At 58.7% G+C, this 21,334-nt stretch carries 17 protein-coding genes; 12 read left to right on the top strand and 5 right to left on the bottom strand.

Translation table 11 applies throughout. The annotated features are described in order from the left end of the window. Positions 1-153 precede the first annotated feature (153 nt). Positions 154-1,731, top strand: coding sequence for an ArnT family glycosyltransferase (locus ACVBEG_RS05515; RefSeq protein ID WP_322178216.1), 1,578 nt, complete (start codon positions 154-156; stop codon positions 1,729-1,731). A 39-nt stretch (positions 1,732-1,770) separates the two neighbouring features. On the opposite strand, the gene ACVBEG_RS05510 is transcribed toward ACVBEG_RS05515, so the two are convergent. Then, on the bottom strand, positions 1,771-3,234 hold the full coding sequence (locus tag ACVBEG_RS05510) for an ArnT family glycosyltransferase (RefSeq protein WP_322178215.1): 1,464 nt from the start codon (positions 3,232-3,234) through the stop codon (positions 1,771-1,773). Positions 3,235-3,472: 238 nt separating this feature from the next. Between ACVBEG_RS05510 and ACVBEG_RS05505 the strand changes: the two genes are divergently transcribed. The 4 genes from ACVBEG_RS05505 (at position 3,473) to ACVBEG_RS05490 (ending at position 6,621) form a co-directional block, all read left to right on the top strand. Next, positions 3,473-3,844 carry an ArsC family reductase gene (locus ACVBEG_RS05505; RefSeq protein WP_323566013.1) on the top strand — a complete coding sequence of 124 codons (372 nt, stop codon included), beginning with the start codon at positions 3,473-3,475 and terminating at the stop codon, positions 3,842-3,844. A gap of 60 nt (positions 3,845-3,904) precedes the next feature. Beyond that, the gene (gene dapD, locus ACVBEG_RS05500; protein WP_322178213.1) at positions 3,905-4,939 is read left to right on the top strand and encodes a 2,3,4,5-tetrahydropyridine-2,6-dicarboxylate N-succinyltransferase; all 1,035 of its coding nucleotides are present in this window, start codon (positions 3,905-3,907) and stop codon (positions 4,937-4,939) included. 66 nt (positions 4,940-5,005) lie between these two features. Next, complete coding sequence (locus ACVBEG_RS05495; protein ID WP_322178212.1) at positions 5,006-6,211, top strand: aminotransferase class V-fold PLP-dependent enzyme; 1,206 nt, start codon at positions 5,006-5,008, stop codon at positions 6,209-6,211. After that, positions 6,208-6,621 (top strand): SufE family protein, encoded by a 414-nt coding sequence (locus ACVBEG_RS05490; protein WP_322178211.1) that lies wholly within the window; start codon positions 6,208-6,210, stop codon positions 6,619-6,621. Before ACVBEG_RS05495 ends, ACVBEG_RS05490 begins: the two co-directional genes overlap by 4 nt. Here the strand turns inward: ACVBEG_RS05490 and tcdA are convergent. After that, complete coding sequence (gene tcdA / locus ACVBEG_RS05485; RefSeq protein WP_322178210.1) at positions 6,597-7,427, bottom strand: tRNA cyclic N6-threonylcarbamoyladenosine(37) synthase TcdA; 831 nt, start codon at positions 7,425-7,427, stop codon at positions 6,597-6,599. The two genes, ACVBEG_RS05490 and tcdA, sit on opposite strands and share 25 nt — an antisense overlap. Before the next feature lie 299 nt (positions 7,428-7,726). Between tcdA and ACVBEG_RS05480 the strand changes: the two genes are divergently transcribed. The 4 genes from ACVBEG_RS05480 to ACVBEG_RS05465 all read left to right on the top strand — a co-directional run bounded on the left by ACVBEG_RS05480 (position 7,727) and on the right by ACVBEG_RS05465 (position 12,850). Next, the gene (locus tag ACVBEG_RS05480; protein WP_323569315.1) at positions 7,727-10,315 is read left to right on the top strand and encodes a glycosyltransferase; all 2,589 of its coding nucleotides are present in this window, start codon (positions 7,727-7,729) and stop codon (positions 10,313-10,315) included. A gap of 100 nt (positions 10,316-10,415) precedes the next feature. Next, on the top strand, positions 10,416-11,567 hold the full coding sequence (gene dapE / locus ACVBEG_RS05475; RefSeq protein ID WP_322178208.1) for a succinyl-diaminopimelate desuccinylase: 1,152 nt from the start codon (positions 10,416-10,418) through the stop codon (positions 11,565-11,567). Beyond that, complete coding sequence (locus ACVBEG_RS05470) at positions 11,567-12,376, top strand: putative RNA methyltransferase (RefSeq protein ID WP_322183061.1); 810 nt, start codon at positions 11,567-11,569, stop codon at positions 12,374-12,376. Before dapE ends, ACVBEG_RS05470 begins: the two co-directional genes overlap by 1 nt. Before the next feature lie 96 nt (positions 12,377-12,472). Further along, the gene (locus ACVBEG_RS05465; protein ID WP_322178207.1) at positions 12,473-12,850 is read left to right on the top strand and encodes a hypothetical protein; all 378 of its coding nucleotides are present in this window, start codon (positions 12,473-12,475) and stop codon (positions 12,848-12,850) included. A gap of 140 nt (positions 12,851-12,990) precedes the next feature. Here the strand turns inward: ACVBEG_RS05465 and ACVBEG_RS05460 are convergent, their stop codons facing one another. Then, positions 12,991-13,200 (bottom strand): cold shock domain-containing protein, encoded by a 210-nt coding sequence (locus ACVBEG_RS05460; protein WP_322215268.1) that lies wholly within the window; start codon positions 13,198-13,200, stop codon positions 12,991-12,993. A gap of 165 nt (positions 13,201-13,365) precedes the next feature. On the opposite strand from ACVBEG_RS05460, the gene plsB reads away from it, so the two are divergent. The 3 genes from plsB (at position 13,366) to ACVBEG_RS05445 (ending at position 17,079) form a co-directional block, all read left to right on the top strand. Continuing rightward, a complete protein-coding gene (gene plsB / locus ACVBEG_RS05455; protein WP_323566016.1) occupies positions 13,366-15,858 on the top strand; it encodes a glycerol-3-phosphate 1-O-acyltransferase PlsB in 2,493 nt (830 codons plus the stop codon). A 62-nt stretch (positions 15,859-15,920) separates the two neighbouring features. Further along, on the top strand, positions 15,921-16,319 hold the full coding sequence (locus ACVBEG_RS05450; RefSeq protein WP_322178204.1) for a YbaY family lipoprotein: 399 nt from the start codon (positions 15,921-15,923) through the stop codon (positions 16,317-16,319). A gap of 70 nt (positions 16,320-16,389) precedes the next feature. Next, positions 16,390-17,079 carry a DUF4197 domain-containing protein gene (locus ACVBEG_RS05445; protein WP_323566017.1) on the top strand — a complete coding sequence of 230 codons (690 nt, stop codon included), beginning with the start codon at positions 16,390-16,392 and terminating at the stop codon, positions 17,077-17,079. On the opposite strand, the gene ACVBEG_RS05440 is transcribed toward ACVBEG_RS05445, so the two are convergent. After that, positions 17,080-20,154 carry an efflux RND transporter permease subunit gene (locus ACVBEG_RS05440; RefSeq protein WP_447107433.1) on the bottom strand — a complete coding sequence of 1,025 codons (3,075 nt, stop codon included), beginning with the start codon at positions 20,152-20,154 and terminating at the stop codon, positions 17,080-17,082. A 6-nt stretch (positions 20,155-20,160) separates the two neighbouring features. After that, the gene (locus ACVBEG_RS05435; protein WP_322178201.1) at positions 20,161-21,261 is read right to left on the bottom strand and encodes an efflux RND transporter periplasmic adaptor subunit; all 1,101 of its coding nucleotides are present in this window, start codon (positions 21,259-21,261) and stop codon (positions 20,161-20,163) included. Positions 21,262-21,334 lie beyond the last annotated feature (73 nt).

The raw sequence follows: 21,334 nt of genomic DNA, 5'->3' as shown, positions 1-21,334 counted from the left end.
AGCGATCGGAGCCTGCCTTTAGCGGGCTATGATCTCATGAATGACGAGTGTCTGTGAGCGCTCCTTTCGGGGGGATGCTCTGATGGTCTTATCTTTGTTTGGAGATTCACATTGGCATCCCTACCCTTGATAAGGCCCTCAACGGCGTCTTTGATGATCCTGCGCCAGCAATCTATCGGCCTGGGAGTTCTGGCACTGCTGCTGTTCATTGCAGGAGACTACCAGCAGGCCGCGATCGGTTTCGATTCACGCTTCATATTGTTTGCTGAAGAAATGTTGCGCCATGGCCCAGGTTTTTTCCCTACAACCTATGGCCAGCCTTATGCAGACTACTCTGCAACCTCTACATTTTTCATCTATCTGTTTTCCCTGCCTTTAGGGCGAGTGGTCAGCCTGACGGCCTGGTTGCCTACCGCCATCGCGTCAGCGGTGATGGTGTCGCTGATCTACCGCCTGATCGCTCCGTATTCGCGTCAGTGGGCTTTGCTTAGTATTGCCCTGCTCTTGCTGAGCAATAACTTCATTACTGAAACGCGTGCTGTGTCACTGGATCAGATGCTCGCGACAGTCGCCTTCGCCATCTTCTATCTGGGCTACGCAGCAGACCATTTCGAGGCGCCCAGGCGCATGGCTTTGATCCTGGCGTTACTGGTGCTGGGGTTCGCCATTCGCGGCCCGATAGGGTTAGTAGTACCGACGGGCATGCTGTGTAGCTATTACCTGTTGAATGGTCAGTGGCGGCGTTTTTTCACGTTTGGGTTAATGGCCCTCGCGATATTGGTAACGTGTATCGGAGTGCTGTTGCTGCTTGCCGACATCAGTGGTGGCTCGGCATTTATGCATGAAGTCGTGCGCATGCAATTCAGTTCACGCATGGATGGCTCGGAAGGATCGAGCAGCCCGCTGTACTATTTCACCAGCTCGGTTGGCAACTACGCGCTGGCATACCCGCTGGCCATTCTGGTGTTGGCTGTCACATTGCTTGCAGGGCGCCAGCACAAGACTTCAGCGCTTCGACTGTTGCAGTTTTGCACCGCCGCCGGGCTGATCGTAATGATAGGGCTGTCCATACCTCAGGCTAAAAAAGCACGCTACATGCTGCCGATGATACCGATGGCAGCGATTATCGCGGCTTATCCTTTTCAGGCAGTCGAAGGGCGTTTATTTGCCTGGTTGCGTGGCTTGACGCTGGGGATTTTGTTGCTGCTGCCGGGCTTGTTGATCGCTGGATTACTGGTGGCACGTCAGCGCTTTCCCGAACAGCTGGGGTCAATAAACGTGGTATTGACTGTACTGGCAGTGCTGCAGATCGCTGCATTGGCCCTGCTGTTCAAGCAGCAATGGCGAACTGTCGGCCTGGCAATCTGTGCAGTACTGGCGATGTGGTCGTGCTACATACTGGTCTTCGAACCCGTAGAACGTGAGCTTTACGACACCCGCAGTTTTACCTTGGCCGCACGTGATTTGATCCAGCGTGACCCGGCGCCTGTGGTTCTACATAGCATGGGTAAAGACGCGAAGGCCATCAAGTTCATGGTCAACATTCCCGAGGACCTGAAGCCGATATTCACTGATACACCTGAAGGCATCGAAGTGGTGCAGGGACCTGCCTGGCTGGTCATGGACAAGACCGATTACCAGGCACTGCAAAGCACTCGATTCGCGGCGCTCCAGCCCCTGCTGAGTGGTCGATTCGACAAGAATGACTACGTGCTGCTGCACCTGCCGTAAGCTTTATCGAATGCGCCGTAGCGCATTCGATAAACCTGCTTATTGCCCGACGAAATAATAGTCGCGCTGGCCGATAGTGATTTTCTCCACCACCTTCAAGGGTGCAACAGGCTCGCTACGGCTTTCCATGATTGCGACATTGCCGGGCGTTGCGCTGAGAAACTGAGTCAACTCAGCCTCGGACTGCAAGGCCTCAAGCCGGCTCTGGCTATAGAACACAGTGGCGCCAGCCAGCCGTTCGCTAGGTTTGAACAATACGACATGCTGCCCATTGGCTTGCAGAGCCTTGACCTGTGCAGTCAACGGCACAAAGGACTCGTTGCGGTCCGCACGTGGTGCCAGCCACAAAGCCGCTGCCAAGTAGCCCAAAATCACCGCGCCGAGGACCCCGAGCACCAACACGCGCCGATGGCGTAACAACCTGTCCGCAAAGGCCGAAGACGGAGCACGCTCCTGCAACCCCTTAAGCAACACCGCAGCATATTCAGCGGCAAGCACGGCCGCTGCGGGAGTGAGCGACATCAAATAGACCATGCGTTTGCTGGAGGCCAGGGTCAGCAAGATGAACTGTGCCACCAGCCACAGGCTGAAGAACAATAGGTAGCGATTACTCACCAAGGCTTTGCGAAAGTGCCAAAGGCCGAAATAGACCAGCAGGTTCCATGGCAGAAACGCTTGCGGCAGCTTGACCAGATAGTAATAAAACGGCTCAAAGTGCCCGGCGCCTTCGAATGAGCCACTGAAACGGCCTACGCTGTTGGCCCAGAGCACATCACCCAGCATCTGCATGCCGCCACGCTGATACAGCAGACCCAGCCATACCAGCAGCGGTATCAGACCCACCACAGTAAACAGCGCTGGACGCAACCAGCGCGAAACAGTGAGCCGTTTTTCAAGCACGCTCTCGGCGACCAGATAGGTAAAGATCACCACACCCGGCAACGCAAGACCCAGCACCCCCTTACTCAACGTAGCGATCATGATCCCGGATGCAAATAGCAGCCAGGAGCCAAGCGCAAAATGCCTTTGCTCGGCCTGTTGGCGGCTGGCATAAAAAAACGCCAGCAGTGCCAATGTGACACCAAGGCTAAGCAGTGCATCCTCACCGACCTGCCTGGAGTTACTCAAGTAGCTGGCCGTGGTGGCCATCAAGATCGCGGCGGCCCAGGCGATTGTCGCTGGCCGTCCGAGCTTGCGCAGCATGGCGTAAAGCAACATCAGACTGAACAGGCCAGCGAATGCCGATGCAAGTCGCACAGCCAACGGTGTCCCACCGAATAGTTTTATGGCGCTGGAGTCTAGCCACAGACTCAGAGGCGGTTTTTCCAGAAAGGGTTGTCCGTTGAGCTTGGGCACTATCCAGTCGTTATCGAGGTACATTTCCATAGCGATGCCCGCGACGCGAGGTTCAGCCGAGCCTTGCAATTGGTGATTACCCAATGCAAAGAAAAACAACAGGCAACCCAGCACAAATAAAATAAAGGTGGGTAAAGGAGTACGCATTCAGTCACCAAAGGGGAAAGTAAATCCCAAAAAAAAGCGGAGTCGTGTGCCAGAGTCGAAATACCTGCGAGTGGGTATCTCGCAGGTCCGAGGCGAAGGACGGAGAGCTTACCCGATCGAATATCGAAATTTCGTTAAGATCGCCAACTGATCCCGAAAGAGACAGCCGAAGCGCCAAATAGACGGACGTGGCATAATCACCCGTTGATTTTTTTGGACGGCGCGGGGAGTTTCGGGGATGGAAAATTCCTCCAATGAAAACAAGGGCTTACGCCTTTTCGGGATCAAGGCCTGCGACACCATGAAAAAAGCTCGCACCTGGCTCGATGAAAAAAACCTGAGCTACGATTTTCATGATTACAAAGCGGTAGGTATCGACCGTGAGCACCTGACTCAGTGGTGCGACGAACATGGTTGGCAGGTCGTTTTAAACCGGGCAGGGACTACCTTTCGCAAACTCGACGACGGACAAAAAGCCGATCTCGACCAAGCCAAGGCAATAGAACTGATGCTCGTGCAACCTTCGATGATCAAGCGTCCAGTGCTTGATCTCGGTGACAGAACCCTGATTGGCTTCAAGCCCGATCTGTATGCGGCGGCCTTCAAGTAAGCCAGAGCGCTACTGAAGCCCCCTTTTAATCAGTTAGAGAATTCAGTAAGAGGTATTTGCATGTCCACTACCCTGTTCAGCCTGGCGTTTGGTATCGGCACTCAGAACCGTCAAGGCGCGTGGCTGGAAGTCTTCTACGCACAGCCGTTGATCAATCCGTCGGCAGAAATCATTACAGCCATCGCACCCTTACTGGGTTACACCGGCGGTAATCAGGCCATCGCGTTCAATACCGATCAGGCTTCAAAACTGGCTGACGCGCTGAAATCCGTCGATGCTGGCCAAGCCGCCTTGCTGACCCGTCTGGCCGAAAGCCACAAGCCGCTGGTAGCAACCTTGCTGGCCGAAGACGCGGCACTGACCTCAACACCTGAGGCCTACCTGAAGTTGCACTTGCTGTCGCATCGACTGGTCAAACCTCACGGCCTGAGCCTGGCCGGGATTTTCCCTCTGCTGCCTAATGTCGCCTGGACCAGCCAAGGCGCTGTGGACCTGAGCGAACTGGCTGAGCATCAGCTGGAATCGCGTCTGAAAGGCGAGTTTCTGGAAGTGTTCTCCGTCGACAAATTCCCTAAAATGACCGACTACGTAGTGCCGAGCGGTGTGCGCATCGCTGACAGTGCACGCGTGCGTCTGGGCGCTTACATCGGCGAAGGCACCACGGTCATGCACGAAGGTTTCGTCAACTTCAACGGCGGCACCGAAGGCCCGGGCATGATCGAAGGTCGTGTCTCGGCGGGCGTATTCGTCGGCAAGGGTTCCGACCTGGGCGGCGGTTGCTCGACCATGGGCACGCTGTCGGGTGGCGGCAACATCGTCATCAAGGTCGGCGAAGGCTGCCTGATCGGTGCCAACGCAGGTATTGGCATTCCATTGGGTGATCGCAATACGGTGGAATCCGGACTGTACGTTACTGCCGGGACCAAAGTCGCGCTGCTCGACGAGAAAAACGCATTGGTGAAAGTGGTCAAGGCCCGCGACCTGGCAGGCCTTCCAGACTTGCTGTTCCGTCGTAACTCGCAGACCGGCGCCGTGGAATGCAAAACCCACAAGTCGGCCGTTGAACTGAACGCAACGCTGCACGCTCACAACTGATTGATCCCGCGTCGGCTTTTAGCGCTGCATACGTAGCGTTAAAAGCCGGCTATTGAGCTGAATAACATGCCCCTGCCCTCCCCCTGGCGCGCTGATTTTCCAGCCATCGCCGCACTGCAACGGCAAGGCCAGACCTATCTGGACAATGCCGCAACGACCCAAAAACCCCAGGCATTGATCGACGCGCTTAATCATTACTACGTCAATGGCGCGGCTAATGTGCACCGGGCACAGCATCTGCCGGGCGCCAACGCCACCCAGGCGTTCGAGAGCAGCCGCAGCAAGATTGCCCACTGGCTGAATGCGGGTGAGTCTGCACAGATCGTCTTCACCCACGGGGCAACATCAGCCCTGAATCTGTTGGCATATGGTCTGGAGCACGAGTGTGTTGCCGGTGATGAGATTGTCATCAGCGCGCTGGAGCATCACGCCAATCTGTTGCCTTGGCAGCAATTGGCGCACCGCTGCGATCTGAAGTTGATCATCTTGCCGCTCGACACCAACGGCCTGATTGATCTTGTGGCCGCCGCCGTACTGATCGGCCCCCGCACCCGTTTGCTGGCAGTCAGCCAGTTATCCAACGTGCTGGGCGCCTGGCAGCCACTGCCCGCGTTGCTGAGCATGGCCAAGTCCCATGGCGCATTGACGGTGGTGGACGGTGCCCAAGGCGTGGTCCATGGCCGGCATGACGTGCAAGCATTGGGCTGCGACTTCTATGTATTTTCCAGTCATAAACTGTATGGCCCCGAGGGTCTTGGCGTGCTGTATGGCCGCAATGAAGCGCTCGCGCGCCTGCATCATTGGCAGTTTGGTGGCGAGATGGTGCTGACCGCCGATTATCACACCGCCAGATTTCGCCCTGCGCCCTTGGGATTCGAAGCTGGTACACCGCCGATTGCCAGCGTGATAGGCCTCGGCGCGACCCTCGACTATCTGGCAAGCCTCGACCACATGGCCGTGGTTGCGCATGAAGCGGCTCTGCATCAATTGCTGCTGGACGGTTTGAACAGACGTGAAGGCATTCGCGTTCTGGGTGCTCCGCAATTGGCGCTGGTGAGTTTCGTCGTCGAAGGCGTGCACAACGCCGACCTGGCGCACTTGCTGACCGAACAGGGGATCGCTGTCCGCGCAGGGCATCATTGCGCCATGCCGTTACTCAAAAGCCTCGGCCTGCCAGGCGCAATCCGGGTGTCCTTGGCGCTGTACAACGACTCCGACGATCTCGAGCGCTTTTTCAGCGCGCTGGATCAAGCCTTGGAACTGCTGCGATGAGCCTGCCTGTCGACGCACAAACAGCCCTTGAAACCTTCAACCAATCCCACAGCTGGGAACAACGCGCACGTCTGCTGATGCAATGGGGCGAACGCCTGCCAGCCCTGAGTGACAACGAAAAAACCGAAGAACATCGTGTGCATGGCTGTGAAAGCCAGGTCTGGTTGCTCGGCAGCGTGACGGACGGCCACTGGCAGTTTCGCGCAGCCAGTGACGCACGCTTGATTCGGGGGCTGGTGGCCTTGCTGTTGGCGCGAGTCAACGGCCTCTCGGCTGAAGACTTGCAACAGGTGGATCTGCCGAACTGGTTCAATCAGTTGGGCCTGAGCCGACACCTCTCGCCCTCACGCAGCAACGGCTTGAACGCGGTGCTGCAGCGGATGCGTCAACTGGCCTCTGGCAGCGCCTGAACAGGCTTGGCGCGATCCGCCGGACGTCTCACGCCCGCGACAATCTTGTCCACCGCCTTGGTCGCCGCGACCATACCGAAGGTCGCGGTCACCATCATTACTGCACCAAACCCACCCGCGCAGTCCAGCTTGACCCCATCGCCAACGAAGCTTTTTTGCAGGCAAATGCTCCCGTCTGGCTTGGGATACCGCAACTGTTCGGTGGAAAACACACACGGCACGCTGTAGTGGCGAGTCACGGTGCGCGAGAACCCATAGTCACGGCGCAAGGTCGAGCGAACTTTGGAGGCCAGCGGATCGTTGAAGGTACGGTTGAGGTCGCAGACCTGAATCAGCGTCGGGTCAATCTGTCCGCCTGCGCCACCGGTGGTGATAATCTGGATTTTGCGCCGCTTGCACCAGGAGATCAGGGCGGCCTTGGCGTTGACACTGTCGATGCAGTCGAGCACGCAGTCGATATCAGGCGTGATGTATTGGGCCATGGTCTCGCGGGTCACGAAGTCAGCCACGGCATGCACCGTGCAATCGGGATTGATGGCGCGCAGGCGCTCGGCCATGACCTCGACCTTGGCCCGACCGATGGTGCCCTCCAATGCGTGCAACTGACGGTTGCTGTTGCTGACGCAGACGTCATCCAGATCGAACAGGGAGATTTCGCCGACACCGCAACGGGCAATCGCTTCCGCCGCCCACGAGCCGACACCGCCGATCCCGACGACCGCCACATGGGCTGCGCGCAACCGCTCCAGGCCCTCGATGCCGTACAAACGGGCGACGCCAGCAAACCGCGGATCTTCTGTGTTCATGACCATTACCCCAAAAACCGGCGCGCATTATAGGTCGCTATGGGGCTCAGAGCATCTTTATCCTGATGAGCCGCCGTCGCGATCAACGTAACCCTGTATGCCTGACACTCTGTTGTATATTGCCTGCAAGACCCAGTATTTTGGACGACAAGACGACCTGCCAGCGAACTTAGTCGCGTGGCCGTTGACCAATAGCCAATCGGCTGGCTGTACAGCCCTATAAAGCCCAGAGTAGGATGCGCGCCGACCGGCGCTCGTCGGCTAATCCCTCGTTCCACCCTTTGGAACCAAAAGCATTTATGTCATCGCGTAGATTTGGACTCAATTTGGTGGTGGTCGTGGCAATTGCCGCGCTATTCACCGGTTTCTGGGCGCTGATCAATCGTCCGGTTACCGCTCCCGACTGGCCCGAGCAGATCTCCGGCTTTTCTTACTCACCTTTCCGTTCGGGACAAAACCCACAGGAAGGCATCTACCCGTCCGACGATGAAATGCGTCAGGACCTGGAGTTGATCAGTAAGCAGACCGACAGTATTCGGACTTACTCTGTCGACGGCTCGCTGGGGGACATCCCAAAGCTCGCTGAAGAGTTCGGTCTGCGAGTGACTCTGGGGATCTGGATCAGCCCCGACGAAGCGCGCAACGAGCGCGAGATTGTCCGAGCAATCGAGCTGGCCAACTCATCGCGCAGTGTGGTTCGCGTGGTGGTGGGCAACGAAGCCCTGTTCCGTCGCGAAATCACGGTCAAACAACTGAGCGTCCTGCTGGACCGGGTGCGTGCCGCCGTCAAAGTACCGGTGACCACCTCCGAGCAATGGCACATCTGGGAAAAATACCCGGAGTTGGGCAAGCACGTTGATTTGGTCGCTGCGCACATCCTCCCTTATTGGGAATTCATTCCAGTCGACAAAGCCGGTCAATTCGTACTTGATCGCGCCCGTGAACTGAAAAAAATATTCCCGAAAAAGCCGCTGCTGCTGTCGGAGGTTGGCTGGCCGAGCAATGGCCGTATGCGTGGCGGTGCCGAGGCAACTCAGGCGGATCAAGCCATTTACCTGCGTACGCTGGTCAATAAACTCAACCGCCAGGGCTACAACTACTTCGTGATCGAGGCCTTCGATCAGCCGTGGAAAGCCAGTGATGAAGGCTCGGTGGGCGCCTACTGGGGCGTGTATAACGCTGCGCGCCAGCAGAAATTTAACTTTGAAGGGCCGGTTGTCGCGATTCCGCAGTGGCGGGTTCTGGCGATTGGCTCCGTGGTGCTGGCGCTGCTGTCCCTGGCATTGCTCCTGATCGACGGTTCGGCGCTACGCCAGCGGGGTCGCACGTTCCTGACCTTTACCGCGTTCCTGTGTGGTTCGGTGCTGGTCTGGATCGGTTACGACTACAGTCAGCAATACAGCACCTGGTTCAGTCTGACCGTAGGCTTCTTGCTGGCACTTGGCGCCATGGGCGTGTTCATCGTCCTGTTGACCGAGGCCCACGAACTGGCTGAAGCGGTCTGGACCCACAAGCGACGCCGCGAATTCCTGCCCGTGGACACTGACAATGCGTATCGACCGAAAGTCTCGATACACGTGCCCTGCTACAACGAGCCACCGGAGATGGTCAAACAGACCCTGGATGCTCTGGCCGCTCTCGACTATCCGGACTTCGAAGTTCTGATCATCGACAACAACACCAAAGACCCGGCGGTCTGGGAACCGGTCAAGGCCCATTGTGAAATGCTCGGCCCGCGCTTCAAGTTCTTCCATGTCGCGCCACTGGCCGGTTTCAAAGGTGGTGCACTGAACTACCTGATCCCGCACACGGCGCCGGACGCTGAAGTGATTGCAGTGATCGACTCGGATTACTGCGTCGACCGCAACTGGCTCAAACACATGGTCCCGCACTTCGCCGACCCGAAAATCGCCGTGGTGCAGTCGCCGCAGGATTACCGCGACCAGAACGAAAGCACCTTCAAGAAGCTCTGCTACTCGGAATACAAAGGCTTCTTCTATATCGGCATGGTCACCCGTAACGACCGTGACGCGATCATTCAGCACGGCACCATGACCATGACCCGACGTTCGGTGCTTGAAGAACTGGGCTGGGCGGACTGGTGCATCTGTGAAGACGCCGAGCTGGGGCTGCGCATATTCGAGAAAGGGTATTCGGCCGCCTATTCGCACAACAGCTACGGCAAGGGTTTGATGCCGGACACCTTCATCGACTTCAAAAAGCAGCGTTTCCGTTGGGCGTATGGCGCGATTCAAATCATCAAGCGCCACACGTCGAGCCTGCTGCGCGGTAAAGATACCGAGCTGACCCGTGGGCAGCGCTATCACTTCCTCGCGGGCTGGTTGCCGTGGGTCGCCGATGGCATGAATATCTTCTTCACCGTCGGCGCGTTGCTGTGGTCGGCGGCGATGATCATCGTGCCTAACCGTGTCGATCCGCCGTTGTTGATTTTCGCGATCCCGCCATTGGCCCTGTTCGTGTTCAAGGTCGGTAAGATCATCTTCTTGTACCGCCGTGCAGTGGGGGTCAACCTCACGGACGCATTCTTTGCGGCGCTGGCGGGGCTCGCCTTGTCGCACACCATCGCCAAAGCGGTGCTCTACGGCTTCTTCACCACCAGCATCCCATTCTTCCGTACACCGAAGAACGCAGCCAGTCATGGTTTTCTGGTCGCCCTCTCGGAAGCTCGAGAAGAAGTTTTCATCATGCTGCTGCTGTGGGGCGCGGCCGCCGGTATCTGCCTGGTACAGGGCCTGCCGAGCGCCGACATGCGCTTCTGGGTGACCATGCTTCTGGTGCAATCGCTGCCGTACCTGGCGGCGCTGATCATGGCCTTCCTGTCTTCGCTGCCCAAGCCGGTAGCCGTGGCGGAACCCGCAACTGTTTGACCTGTTACTGCGTAACGTTAAACGGCGGCCTTTGGGTCGCCGTTTTGCTTTAAGATAAGCGCCTTTTCCGCGCCTAGAACCTTGTTACCGGAGTCCTTTCATGACGGCCCCAGCCGACCTTTCGCCCACTCTCCAACTCGCCTGCGACCTGATCCGTCGTCCATCGGTCACGCCGATCGACGCCGACTGCCAAGCGATGATGATGCAACGCCTGGGCGATGCCGGTTTCAAACTGGAACCCATGCGTATCGAGGATGTGGATAACTTCTGGGCCACCCATGGCAACCACGAAGGCCCGGTGCTGTGCTTCGCCGGGCACACTGACGTGGTGCCGACCGGCCCGCTTCAGGCCTGGCAGAACGATCCGTTCGACGCATTGATCGATGAGCATGGCATGCTGTGCGGACGTGGCGCGGCTGACATGAAAGGCAGCCTGGCGGCAATGCTGGTGGCGGCTGAACGCTTTGTCGGCGATCACCCGAACCATAAAGGCTCGGTGGCGTTCCTGATCACCAGCGACGAAGAAGGCCCTGCACACCACGGCACCAAGGCGGTGATCGAGCGACTGGCGGCACGTAAAGAGCGCCTGGACTGGTGCATCGTCGGCGAACCGTCGAGCACCACACTGGTGGGCGATATGGTCAAAAACGGCCGTCGCGGTTCATTGGGTGCAAAACTCACCGTGCGCGGGATCCAGGGCCATGTGGCCTACCCGCATCTGGCGAAGAACCCGATCCATCTGGCAGCACCGGCGTTGGCCGAACTGGCCGCAGAGCACTGGGATAACGGCAACGCCTTCTTCCCGCCGACCAGTTTTCAGATCTCCAACCTCAACTCAGGCACCGGCACGACCAACGTCATCCCCGGCGAGTTGTCGGCGATGTTCAACTTCCGCTTCTCCACCGAATCCACCGTCGAGGCCCTGCAGCAGCGGGTCGCCACCATCCTCGACAAGCATGGGCTGGACTGGCATGTGGAATGGGCCTTGTCCGGCCTGCCGTTCCTCACCGAACCCGGCGCGCTACTCGACGCAGTGTCCGCAAGCATCAAGGCCGTCACCGGGCGCGACACCCAGGCATCGACCAGCGGCGGCACCTCGGACGGGCGGTTTATCGCCACGATGGGCACGCAAGTCGTCGAACTGGGCCCGGTCAACGCCACGATCCATCAGGTCAATGAGCGCGTTCTGGCCAGCGATCTCGATGTCCTGACCGAAATTTACTACCAGACTCTGGTCGAATTGCTCGCATGATGCTGACTTGCCCGATTTGCGCAGCAGCGCTCAGCGCAGTTGATAACGGCGTGGTGTGCCCCCTTGGTCACCGCTTCGACCGTGCGCGCCAAGGCTATTTGAACCTGCTGCCGGTTCAACACAAAAACAGCCGCGACCCTGGCGACAATCAGGCCATGGTCGAGGCACGGCGCGACTTTCTCAATGCAGGCCATTATGCGCCGGTCGCCAAGCGCCTGGCGGAACTGGCCGCCGAACGCGCACCCGCTCGTTGGCTGGACATCGGTTGTGGCGAGGGTTATTACACCGCGCAAATCGCTGCGGCCCTGCCGGATGCGGATGGCTATGCGCTGGATATTTCCCGCGAAGCGGTCAAGCGTGCATGCCGGCGCGATCCAAAAATCACTTGGTTGATCGCCAGCATGGCCCGCGTGCCACTGCCCGACGACAGCTGCCAGTTCCTTGCCAGCGTGTTCAGCCCGCTGGACTGGCACGAAGCCAAACGCCTGCTGAGCACCGGCGGCGGCTTGATGCGCGTCGGCCCGACCAGCGAACACCTGATGGAGCTGCGTGAGCGGCTCTACGACGAAGTGCGTGAGTACGTCGATGACAAACACCTGATGCAAGTGCCCGCTGATATGCAGTTGCAGCACAGCGAGACCTTGCGCTTTACCCTGAGCCTGGTCGATGCTCAAGCCCGTGCCAACTTGCTGGCCATGACGCCCCACGGTTGGCGCGCCAGCGCCGAACGCCGGGCCAATGTCATTGAGCAGCCGGAGCCGTTCGAAGTGACGGTTTCGATGCGTTACGATTATTTCGTGCTTCAATAATCTGCGAATCCACACACACCGAATCGATGCTGCCTTGCCTGTGCGGGGCAGCCGAATGAATCCGCGAATGGATTTTCAATCAATTACGAGGCATCCATGCGCCAACCCGATATCGAGATTTACCTGAAAGACGCTGACGTCGACTACATGGCCATCGCTGCCTGGCTCAGCGCCGCGCTGGGCCCCTGCACCCCCTGGGTCAAGAAAGGTCAGACGTACAAATGCACAGCCGGTGACGTGACCGTGACCTGGTTGCCCAAGGCTGTCGGCAAATGGAACAGCTTGTTCCTGGAAAGCGACAAGACCCCATGGGACGACGACATCGCCTGTGCCCGCGCTGCCTTCACCGCACTGAACGTTGAAGTTCGCTGCGCACCGGGCACATGGATCGAGGAAGAGAGCGACGAAGCCGCCGACCGCTGGATTCGCATCAGTAGCGACGGCGAAGAAGAAATCGTCTGGCACACGAACTGAGCCTGACATCGCACAGTGCAGGAACTGGGGGCACGCCTGGTTCTTGCCCGCGAAGGTCGCAACTCGGTGTGCCTGACAGACCGAGTTGCCTGGTTCGCAGACAAGTCAGCTCCTACAAGTCTGTGTGCAGACTGCTCACTTTATAGCCCCACGACATCCTCTGCCTGCCAGCCTTTCTGGCCTTCGACCAATCCGTATTCGACCTGCTGGCCCTCAGCCAGTGAACGATGCCCTTCCCCGCGGATGGCGCGGTAATGCACGAATACGTCCACGCCATCTCCGCGCTGGATGAAGCCATAACCCTTGGCATCGTTGAACCACTTCACACTGCCTGTTTCACGTGCTGACATTGGATCGTTACTCCTGTTTTTTATTATTTGACGGCCGAGTATAAGCCAGCATTAAAAACGGCGAAATCCACATAAACGGCGTCGTTTTTTGCCGATCTTCAGCAGATGCGGCACACTGTCGCCCCCGAGCAGCTGCTCGTTTCCCCCTTATTCAGCAGAAGCCGTATGACCCGCTCCCCGTTCCGCCGTCTTGTGTTTGGCACCCTGCGCCGACTGTTGTACCTCTGGGTTCGCTCGGAAACCATCAACCAGTCGTCCTTTACCCTCAACCTCGACCGCAGCCGCCCGGTGTTCTACGCCCTGCAATCACCCTCATTAAGCGACCTCGCGGTGGTCGATACCGAGTGCCGCAAAGCCGGGCTGCCGCGACCGATTCTGCCGGTAGCCGTGGGAAACCTGCTGGAGCCCGCGGCATTCTTCTACCTGACACCCGAGCCCGACTGGCTGGGCCGCCAGGACAAACGCGGCGCACCGCCCACCCTGGAGCGGCTGGTCAGTGCCATCAGCCAGAACGCCTCCGAAGATGCACAGATCATCCCGGTCAGTGTGTTCTGGGGTCAGTCGCCTGACAGTGAGTCGAGCCCCTGGAAGCTATTGTTCGCAGACAGCTGGGCGGTGACTGGGCGCTTGCGCCGGTTGGTCAGCATTCTGATTCTGGGCCGCAAGACCCGTGTGCAATTTTCCGCACCGATCCATCTGCGCGAACTGGTCCAAGAGAACAAGGGCCACGAACGCACCCTGCGAATGACCCAGCGCATTCTGCGGGTGCACTTTCGCAATCTGAAAACCGCCGTCATCGGCCCCGACCTGTCGCACCGCCGCAATCTGGTCAAGGGGCTGCTGGACGAGCCGCTGGTCAAGCAGGCCATCCTCGAAGAGGCCAAGCGCGAGAACATCCCCGAGAGCAAAGCCCAGGCAAATGCCCTGCGCTATGGCAACGAAATCGCTTCGGACTACACCTACTCGGCGATCCGCTTTCTCGAAGTGGTGCTGAGCTGGTTCTGGAACAAGATTTACGACGGCATCAAGGTCAGTCACATCGAAGGCGTGCAGGATGTCGCCCAGGGTCACGAAGTGATCTATGTCCCGTGCCACCGCAGCCATATTGATTATCTGCTGCTGTCCTACCTGCTGTTTCGAAATGGCCTGACACCGCCCCACGTCGCCGCGGGCATTAACCTGAACATGCCAGTGATCGGCGGCCTGCTGCGTCGCGGCGGCGCCTTTTTCATGCGCCGTACGTTCAAGGGCAACCCGCTGTACAGCGCCGTCTTCAATGAATACCTGCATACGCTGTTCACCAAGGGCTTCCCGGTCGAGTACTTCGTCGAAGGTGGCCGCTCGCGTACCGGGCGCATGCTGCAACCCAAAACCGGCATGCTGGCGATCACCTTGCGCAGCTTTTTGCGCAACTCACGGATGCCGATCGTTTTCGTTCCGGTGTACATCGGTTACGAGCGCGTGCTCGAAGGCCGCACCTACCTGGGCGAGCTGCGCGGTGCGGCTAAAAAGAAAGAGTCGATCTTCGATATTTTCAAAGTGATTGGCGCACTCAAGCAGCGCTTCGGCCAGGTGTCGGTCAACTTCGGCGAGCCAATCAAACTGGCTGAGTTCCTCGATCACGAACAACCGAATTGGCGCGAGCAAGCGCTGGGGTCGCAGTACCGCCCCGGCTGGCTGAACGAGACTACTCAGCGCCTCGGCGAGCGCGTGGCTCAAGGGCTGAACGAAGCGGCCGCGATCAACCCGGTCAATCTGGTGGCGCTGGCCTTGCTGTCCACCAATAAGCTGGCGCTGGACGATCAAGCCATGGCGCGGATTCTCGACCTGTACCTGACCCTGCTGCGTCGGGTGCCTTACTCGCCACACACCACGCTGCCCGAAGGTGACGGCAAGGCCTTGATCGAGTACGTAAAGGGCATGAACCTGTTGTCCGAGCAAAAGGATGCGTTAGGCAAAATCCTCTACTTGGATGAGCAGAACGCGGTCTTGATGACCTACTACCGCAACAACGTCTTGCACATCGTGGCCCTGCCCTCGCTGCTGGCGAGTTTCTTCCAGAGTTCGTCGCGGATGAGCCGTGAACAGATCCTGCGCTATGCCCGGGCACTGTACCCGTACCTGCAATCAGAGCTGTTCATTCGCTGGCCGCTGGAGGAGCTGGATGCGGTGATCGACCAGTGGCTCGAAGCCTTCGTCGAGCAAGGCCTGTTGCGCTTTGAAAATAACGTCTACCTGCGCCCGGCCCCGAGTTCGCGTCACTTCGTCCTGCTGACCCTGCTGTCACGGGTCATTGCCCAGACGCTGCAACGCTTCTATATGGCGATTTCATTGCTGCTCAACAGTGGCCAGAACAGTATCAGCGCCGAAGAACTGGAAGACTTGTGCACGGTCATGGCTCAGCGGCTGTCGATTTTGCATGGCCTCAACGCACCGGAGTTCTTCGACAAAAGCCTGTTCCGCCACTTCATCCAGACCTTGCTCGACCTCGGCGTCCTGCACAAAGACCCTGCGGGCAAGCTAAGCTACCACGAGCTTCTGGGCGAGTTGGCGGAAGGCGCGGCCAAGCGGGTTTTGCCCGCCGAGATCCGTTTGTCGATCCGCCAAGTGGCCCTGCATCGCAGCGAAGATGTAACAGAGGCTGACCCTGCCAGCTAAATCCTTTAAATTCCTGTCGATGGCGTGGGGCTTCTTCTGACGCCATCGATAAGGAGATTCCAATGAAAAACCTGGCACTTATCCTTCTGACCAGCCTGCTCGGCGCGTGCAGTATCTCGCAGCCATCCTCTCAAGCCAGCCTCGACGGGGAAGTTTTTTACCTGCAACGCATCGCCCTGCCGCCCACGGCGATCTTGAATGTCAGCCTACACGACGTGTCCAAGGCCGATGCTCCGGTGGTCGTGCTGGCCAGACAAAGTGGCCCGATCAAAGGCCAGGTGCCTTTGCCTTTCAGCCTGGAATACGATCCGAAACACGTACAGCAGGGCCACCGTTATTCGGTCAGCGCGCGCATTGAACTGGAGGGTAAACTCTTGTTTATCACTACCGCGCAGTATGTCGTACAGTTGGATGGCCAGGATCAGAAGCCGCTGCGCATTCGCCTGGATTCTGTTCAGTGATCCCTTGGCGCGGGCCTGTAAACCCGCGCCACCCTTTTATCAATCCGATCCCTTTGAAAAGGATGCTGCCATGCTCCGCCCTTCCATCACCTTCGCTGGCCTGTGCGCAGGCCTGCTGCTGTCGACCAGCGTGTTTGCCCTGTCCCTGAGCGACCTGTCCCAGTCGGACGCCACTGGCGGTCTCAAGGATGCGTTGACCCAAGGCGCGCAGATTGCCGTCAAGCAGCTGGGCACGCCAGGCGGTTTCAGCAATAACAAGGATGTGCGCATTGAGTTGCCGGGCAGTCTCGGCAAGGTTGCGAAGAAGATGAAGCAGTTCGGCATGGGCGCGCAGGTCGATGAATTGGAGACCGCCATGAACCAGGCCGCCGAAGCCGCTGTACCGCAAGCCCAGGCGCTGCTGATCGATGCCGTGAAGAAGATGAGCGTGGAGGATGCCAAGAGCATCCTCAGTGGCGGCAACGATTCAGCCACCCAATACCTGAGCAAGACCAGCCGCGAACAGATCCGCGTCAAATTCCTGCCCATCGTCAAACACGCCACCGATAAAGTGGGTGTCGCACAAAAATACAACGCGTTCGCCGCCCAGGCCGCCAGCCTGGGCGTCGTCGACACCAAAGACGCCAACATCGAAGGTTACGTGACCGAAAAGGCCCTCAATGGCCTGTTCGAAATGATCGGCAAACAAGAAGCCGCCCTCCGCCAAAACCCGGCAGGCGCCGCGACCAGTCTGGCGAAAAAGGTGTTTGGCGCGCTGTAATCAACGCGCCTGCAGCTCCCCTTTCTTCACCCTGAACCACGCTGCATACAGCGCAGGCAGGAATAACAGGGTCAGTGCGGTCGCAACGATCAGACCGCCCATGATCGCCACGGCCATCGGGCCGAAAAACACGCTACGTGACAGCGGGATCATCGCCAGCACGGCCGCCAGTGCCGTGAGGACGATGGGCCGGAAACGCCGTACGGTGGCTTCGATGATCGCTTGCCATTGATCCAGCCCGGCGGCGATGTCCTGTTCGATCTGGTCCACCAGAATCACCGAGTTACGCATGATCATCCCCGACAAGGCGATGGTGCCGAGCATTGCGACGAAACCGAACGGCTGGTGAAAGACAATCAGAAACAAAGTCACGCCAATCAAACCCAGCGGTGCGGTGAGAAAGACCATGGCGGTGCGTGAGAAACTGCGCAATTGCAGCATCAACAAGGTCAGGACCACCACGATAAACAACGGCACACCGGCCTTGACCGAGTTCTGTCCCCGCGCCGAGTCTTCGACTGTGCCCCCGACTTCCAGCAAATAGCCGTCCGGTAACTCGGCACGCACGCCGTCCAGTGTCGGCAGGATCTGCTGGACTAGGGTCGCAGGTTGTTCCTTGCCATAGATATCGGCGCGGATGGTCACGTTCGGCAGGCGGTTGCGGTGCCAAATGATGCCCTCTTCGAAGCCGTACTCCAGGGTCGCGATCTGCGACAAGGCGACGCTGGTGCCGTTGCTGGTGGGGATCGCCAGGCTCGGCAGCGAGGCGAGATCCTTGCGCTCATGAGGGGTGCCCCGCAACAGAATCTCGATGAGCTCGTCCTCTTCGCGGTATTGGCTGACGCTGGAACCGGTCAACGAACTTTGCAGAAATCTCGACAGATCGGCAGTGCTCACCCCTAGCGCCCGCGCCCGATCCTGATCCACGTTGAGGTTCACAACCTTGCTCGGCTCCTCCCAGTCCAGATGGACGTTCGCCACGTGTGGATTCTCGCCAACCTTGACCGCGACTTTACGCGCCAGAGCGCGGACTTCCTCGATGTGTTCACCGGTCACGCGGAACTGCACCGGGTATCCCACCGGCGGCCCGTTCTCCAGGCGAGTCACCCGAGAGCGCAGGGTCGGAAATTGCTCGTTGAGGTTTTTGATCAGCCAGGTGCGCAGAACTTCCCGGTCTTCGATGGTTTTTGCCAGCACCACAAACTGCGCGAAACTGGCGGCGGGCAACTGTTGATCCAGCGGCAGGTAGAACCGTGGCGAACCAGTGCCGACGTAGGCCACGTAGTTATCAATGCCCGGATGATCCTTGAGCATCTGCTCCAGCCGGTTGACCTGCTCAGCCGTGTTGCTCAACGACGCGCCTTCGGCCAGCTTCAAATCGACCATCAGCTCCAGTCGCCCCGACGCCGGAAAAAACTGCTGCGGCACGAAACGGAACATCACCACCGAGAGCACGAACAGGCCAATGGTGAGTACCAGCACCGTTTTACGCCGCCGTACACACCAACCCACCATGCGCCGCACGCGTTGATAGAAGGGCGTACCGTAAGGGTCGGGTGCCCCCGCGCCATGTTTGGCAGCGTGGATCTTCGCCAGGTCCGGCAACAGCCGCTCGCCCAGATAGGGCACAAATACCACTGCTGCAACCCAGGACGCCAACAAGGCGATGGTCACCACCTGGAAGATCGAACGGGTGTATTCCCCGGTGCCTGATTGCGCCGTGGCAATCGGCAAGAAGCCCGCCGCCGTAATCAGCGTGCCGGTGAGCATCGGAAAAGCGGTGCTGGTCCAAGCGAAACTAGCAGCCTTGAGCCGGTCGTAACCCTGCTCCATCTTGATCGCCATCATCTCCACCGCGATGATCGCGTCGTCCACCAATAAGCCCAACGCCAGCACCAGCGCGCCGAGGGAAATCTTGTGCAAGCCAATCCCCAGGTAGTACATGCAGGCGAAGGTCATCGCCAGCACCAACGGAATCGCCAGGGCGACAACCATCCCGGTGCGCATGCCCAGGGAGAAAAAACTCACCAGCAGCACGATGCCCAACGCCTCAGCCAGCACCTGCACAAACTCGCCGACCCCGGTTTTCACCGCTGCTGGCTGGTCCGACACTTTGCTCAGCTGCATGCCCGCAGGGAGGTTTTTCTGCACCCGGGCAAATTCGGTCTCAAGGGCACGCCCCAGTACCAGAATGTCGCCACCGTCTTTCATCGCCACGGCCAGGCCGATGGCGTCTTCACCCATATAACGCATGCGCGGCGCAGGCGGGTCGTTGAAGCCGCGAAAAACCTCGGCCACGTCGCTGATGCGGAACGTACGATCGCCCACTCGAATCGGGAAATTCTTGATCTCGTCCACCGACTGGAAGCGACCGGTTACCCGTAACTGAATGCGCTCACTGGGGGTCTCGAAAAAACCCGCTGCCGACACCGCGTTCTGCTCTTCAAGAACTTGCTGCACCGTCTGCAAGCGCAGCCCAAGGGTCGCCAGCTTCACGTTCGACAGCTCGATCCAGATTTTTTCGTCCTGCAACCCCAACAGTTCGATCTTGCCCACGTCTTTGACCCGCTGCAGCTGTATCTGCACGCGGTCGGCGTAGTCCTTGAGCACCGCGTAGTCAAAACCTTTGCCCGTCAGCGCATAGATATTGCCGAACGTAGTGCCGAACTCATCGTTGAAAAATGGCCCCTGTATACCCTGTGGCAAGGTGTGACGGATGTCGCTGATTTTTTTGCGGACCTGATACCAGAGATCGGGAATCTGCGCCGAGTGCATGGAGTCACGCGCCATGAACGTCACTTGGGACTCACCGGACCGTGAGAACGAGACAATGCGCTCGTACTCGCCGGTCTCCATCAGCTTCTTCTCAATGCGGTCGGTCACCTGCAGCGCAACTTCCTCGGCACTCGCGCCGGGCCAGTTGGTGCGGATGACCATCGCTTTGAAGGTAAATGGCGGATCTTCACTCTGACCAAGCTTGGTGTAGGAAACCGCGCCAACAATCGCCAGCAGTAACATCAGAAACAGGACAATCTGGCGGTTGCGCAGTGCCCACTCGGAAAGATTGAAACGCATCCGTGCCTACTCCTTCGCCGCCAGTTTCACTTCTCGATTACCGCGATCCACCGGCCGTACCTGCTCGCCCTCGTGCAGCACATGGACACCGGCTGCCACCACCCAATCCGTAGCTTTGAGGCCTTCGAGAACGGGCACGCTGTCCTGACCGTAGGCAGCGATTCGCACCGGAACGCGCTTGAGTGTGTTATCGGCATCGACCCGCCACACGTAGTTGACGCCGTTCTCGGCAGTCAGCGCTGACAACGGTACCGACAGGGCGACAGTGTGTTCGGTCTGGATAAATACGCGGGCGCTCTGTCCCAACTCGGCGGGCACTTTGCCCTCGGCAAAAGCGATGCGGGTGGCGAAGGTACGGGAACGTGGATCGGCAGAAGGCGACAACTCACGGATGCGGCCAGGAAAACGTTGACCGGGTTGCGTCCACAACTCGACAGTGACTGCCTGACCGGTTTTGAAACGCCCGAAATTTTGCTCTGGCAGACTGATCAGGACTTCGCGTTCGCCGTCGGCCGCCAGGGTAAACATGGTCTGCCCCGCCGCCACGACTTGCCCGACTTCGACCAGACGCCGAGCGATCACACCGTCTTGTGGCGCGCGCAGCACCGCGTAGCCGGCCTGATTATCAGCGACATTGAATTCGGCCTTGATCTGCTTGAGCCGAGCCTCACCGGCGCGAAACAGGTTCTCGGCATTGTCGAACTGAGACCGACTGACCAGTTGCCGATCCATCAACGTTTTGTAGCGATCACGCTCAGAGCGGACCAATTGCAAATTGGCTTCAGCGGCAGTCACCTGAGCGCGGGTCGCTTCCAGCTGCAGGCGCACATCCTGCGGGTCCAGCTCGGCCAGCGGCTGATTGGCCTTGACCCTCGCGCCCTCTTCTACCAGACGCCTGGTCACCTTGCCGGCGATACGAAACGCCAATTCCGGCTCGAACCGGGCGCGGACTTCACCGGGATAGCTGTCCATCGACTGCGCTGAAGGCTGCGGCTGAACGACCATGGCCGGGCGCACGGTGGGCAGAACAGGTTCTTCATGACCACAGGCAGCCAGTAAAAACACCAGGCTGATCGGCAGGGTAAAGGACAAGGCATCGCGAAACATGGTGATGGACCTTTGGCAAAGGATGCTTTAATTATTGTACTCAAGCGTATAGTAAGAAATACCAAACTCACCA

This window comes from Pseudomonas sp. GG8 (assembly GCF_052976945.1).
Note: the sequence above shows the minus strand (reverse complement) of the source record. Positions and strands in the feature narration are given on the sequence as shown.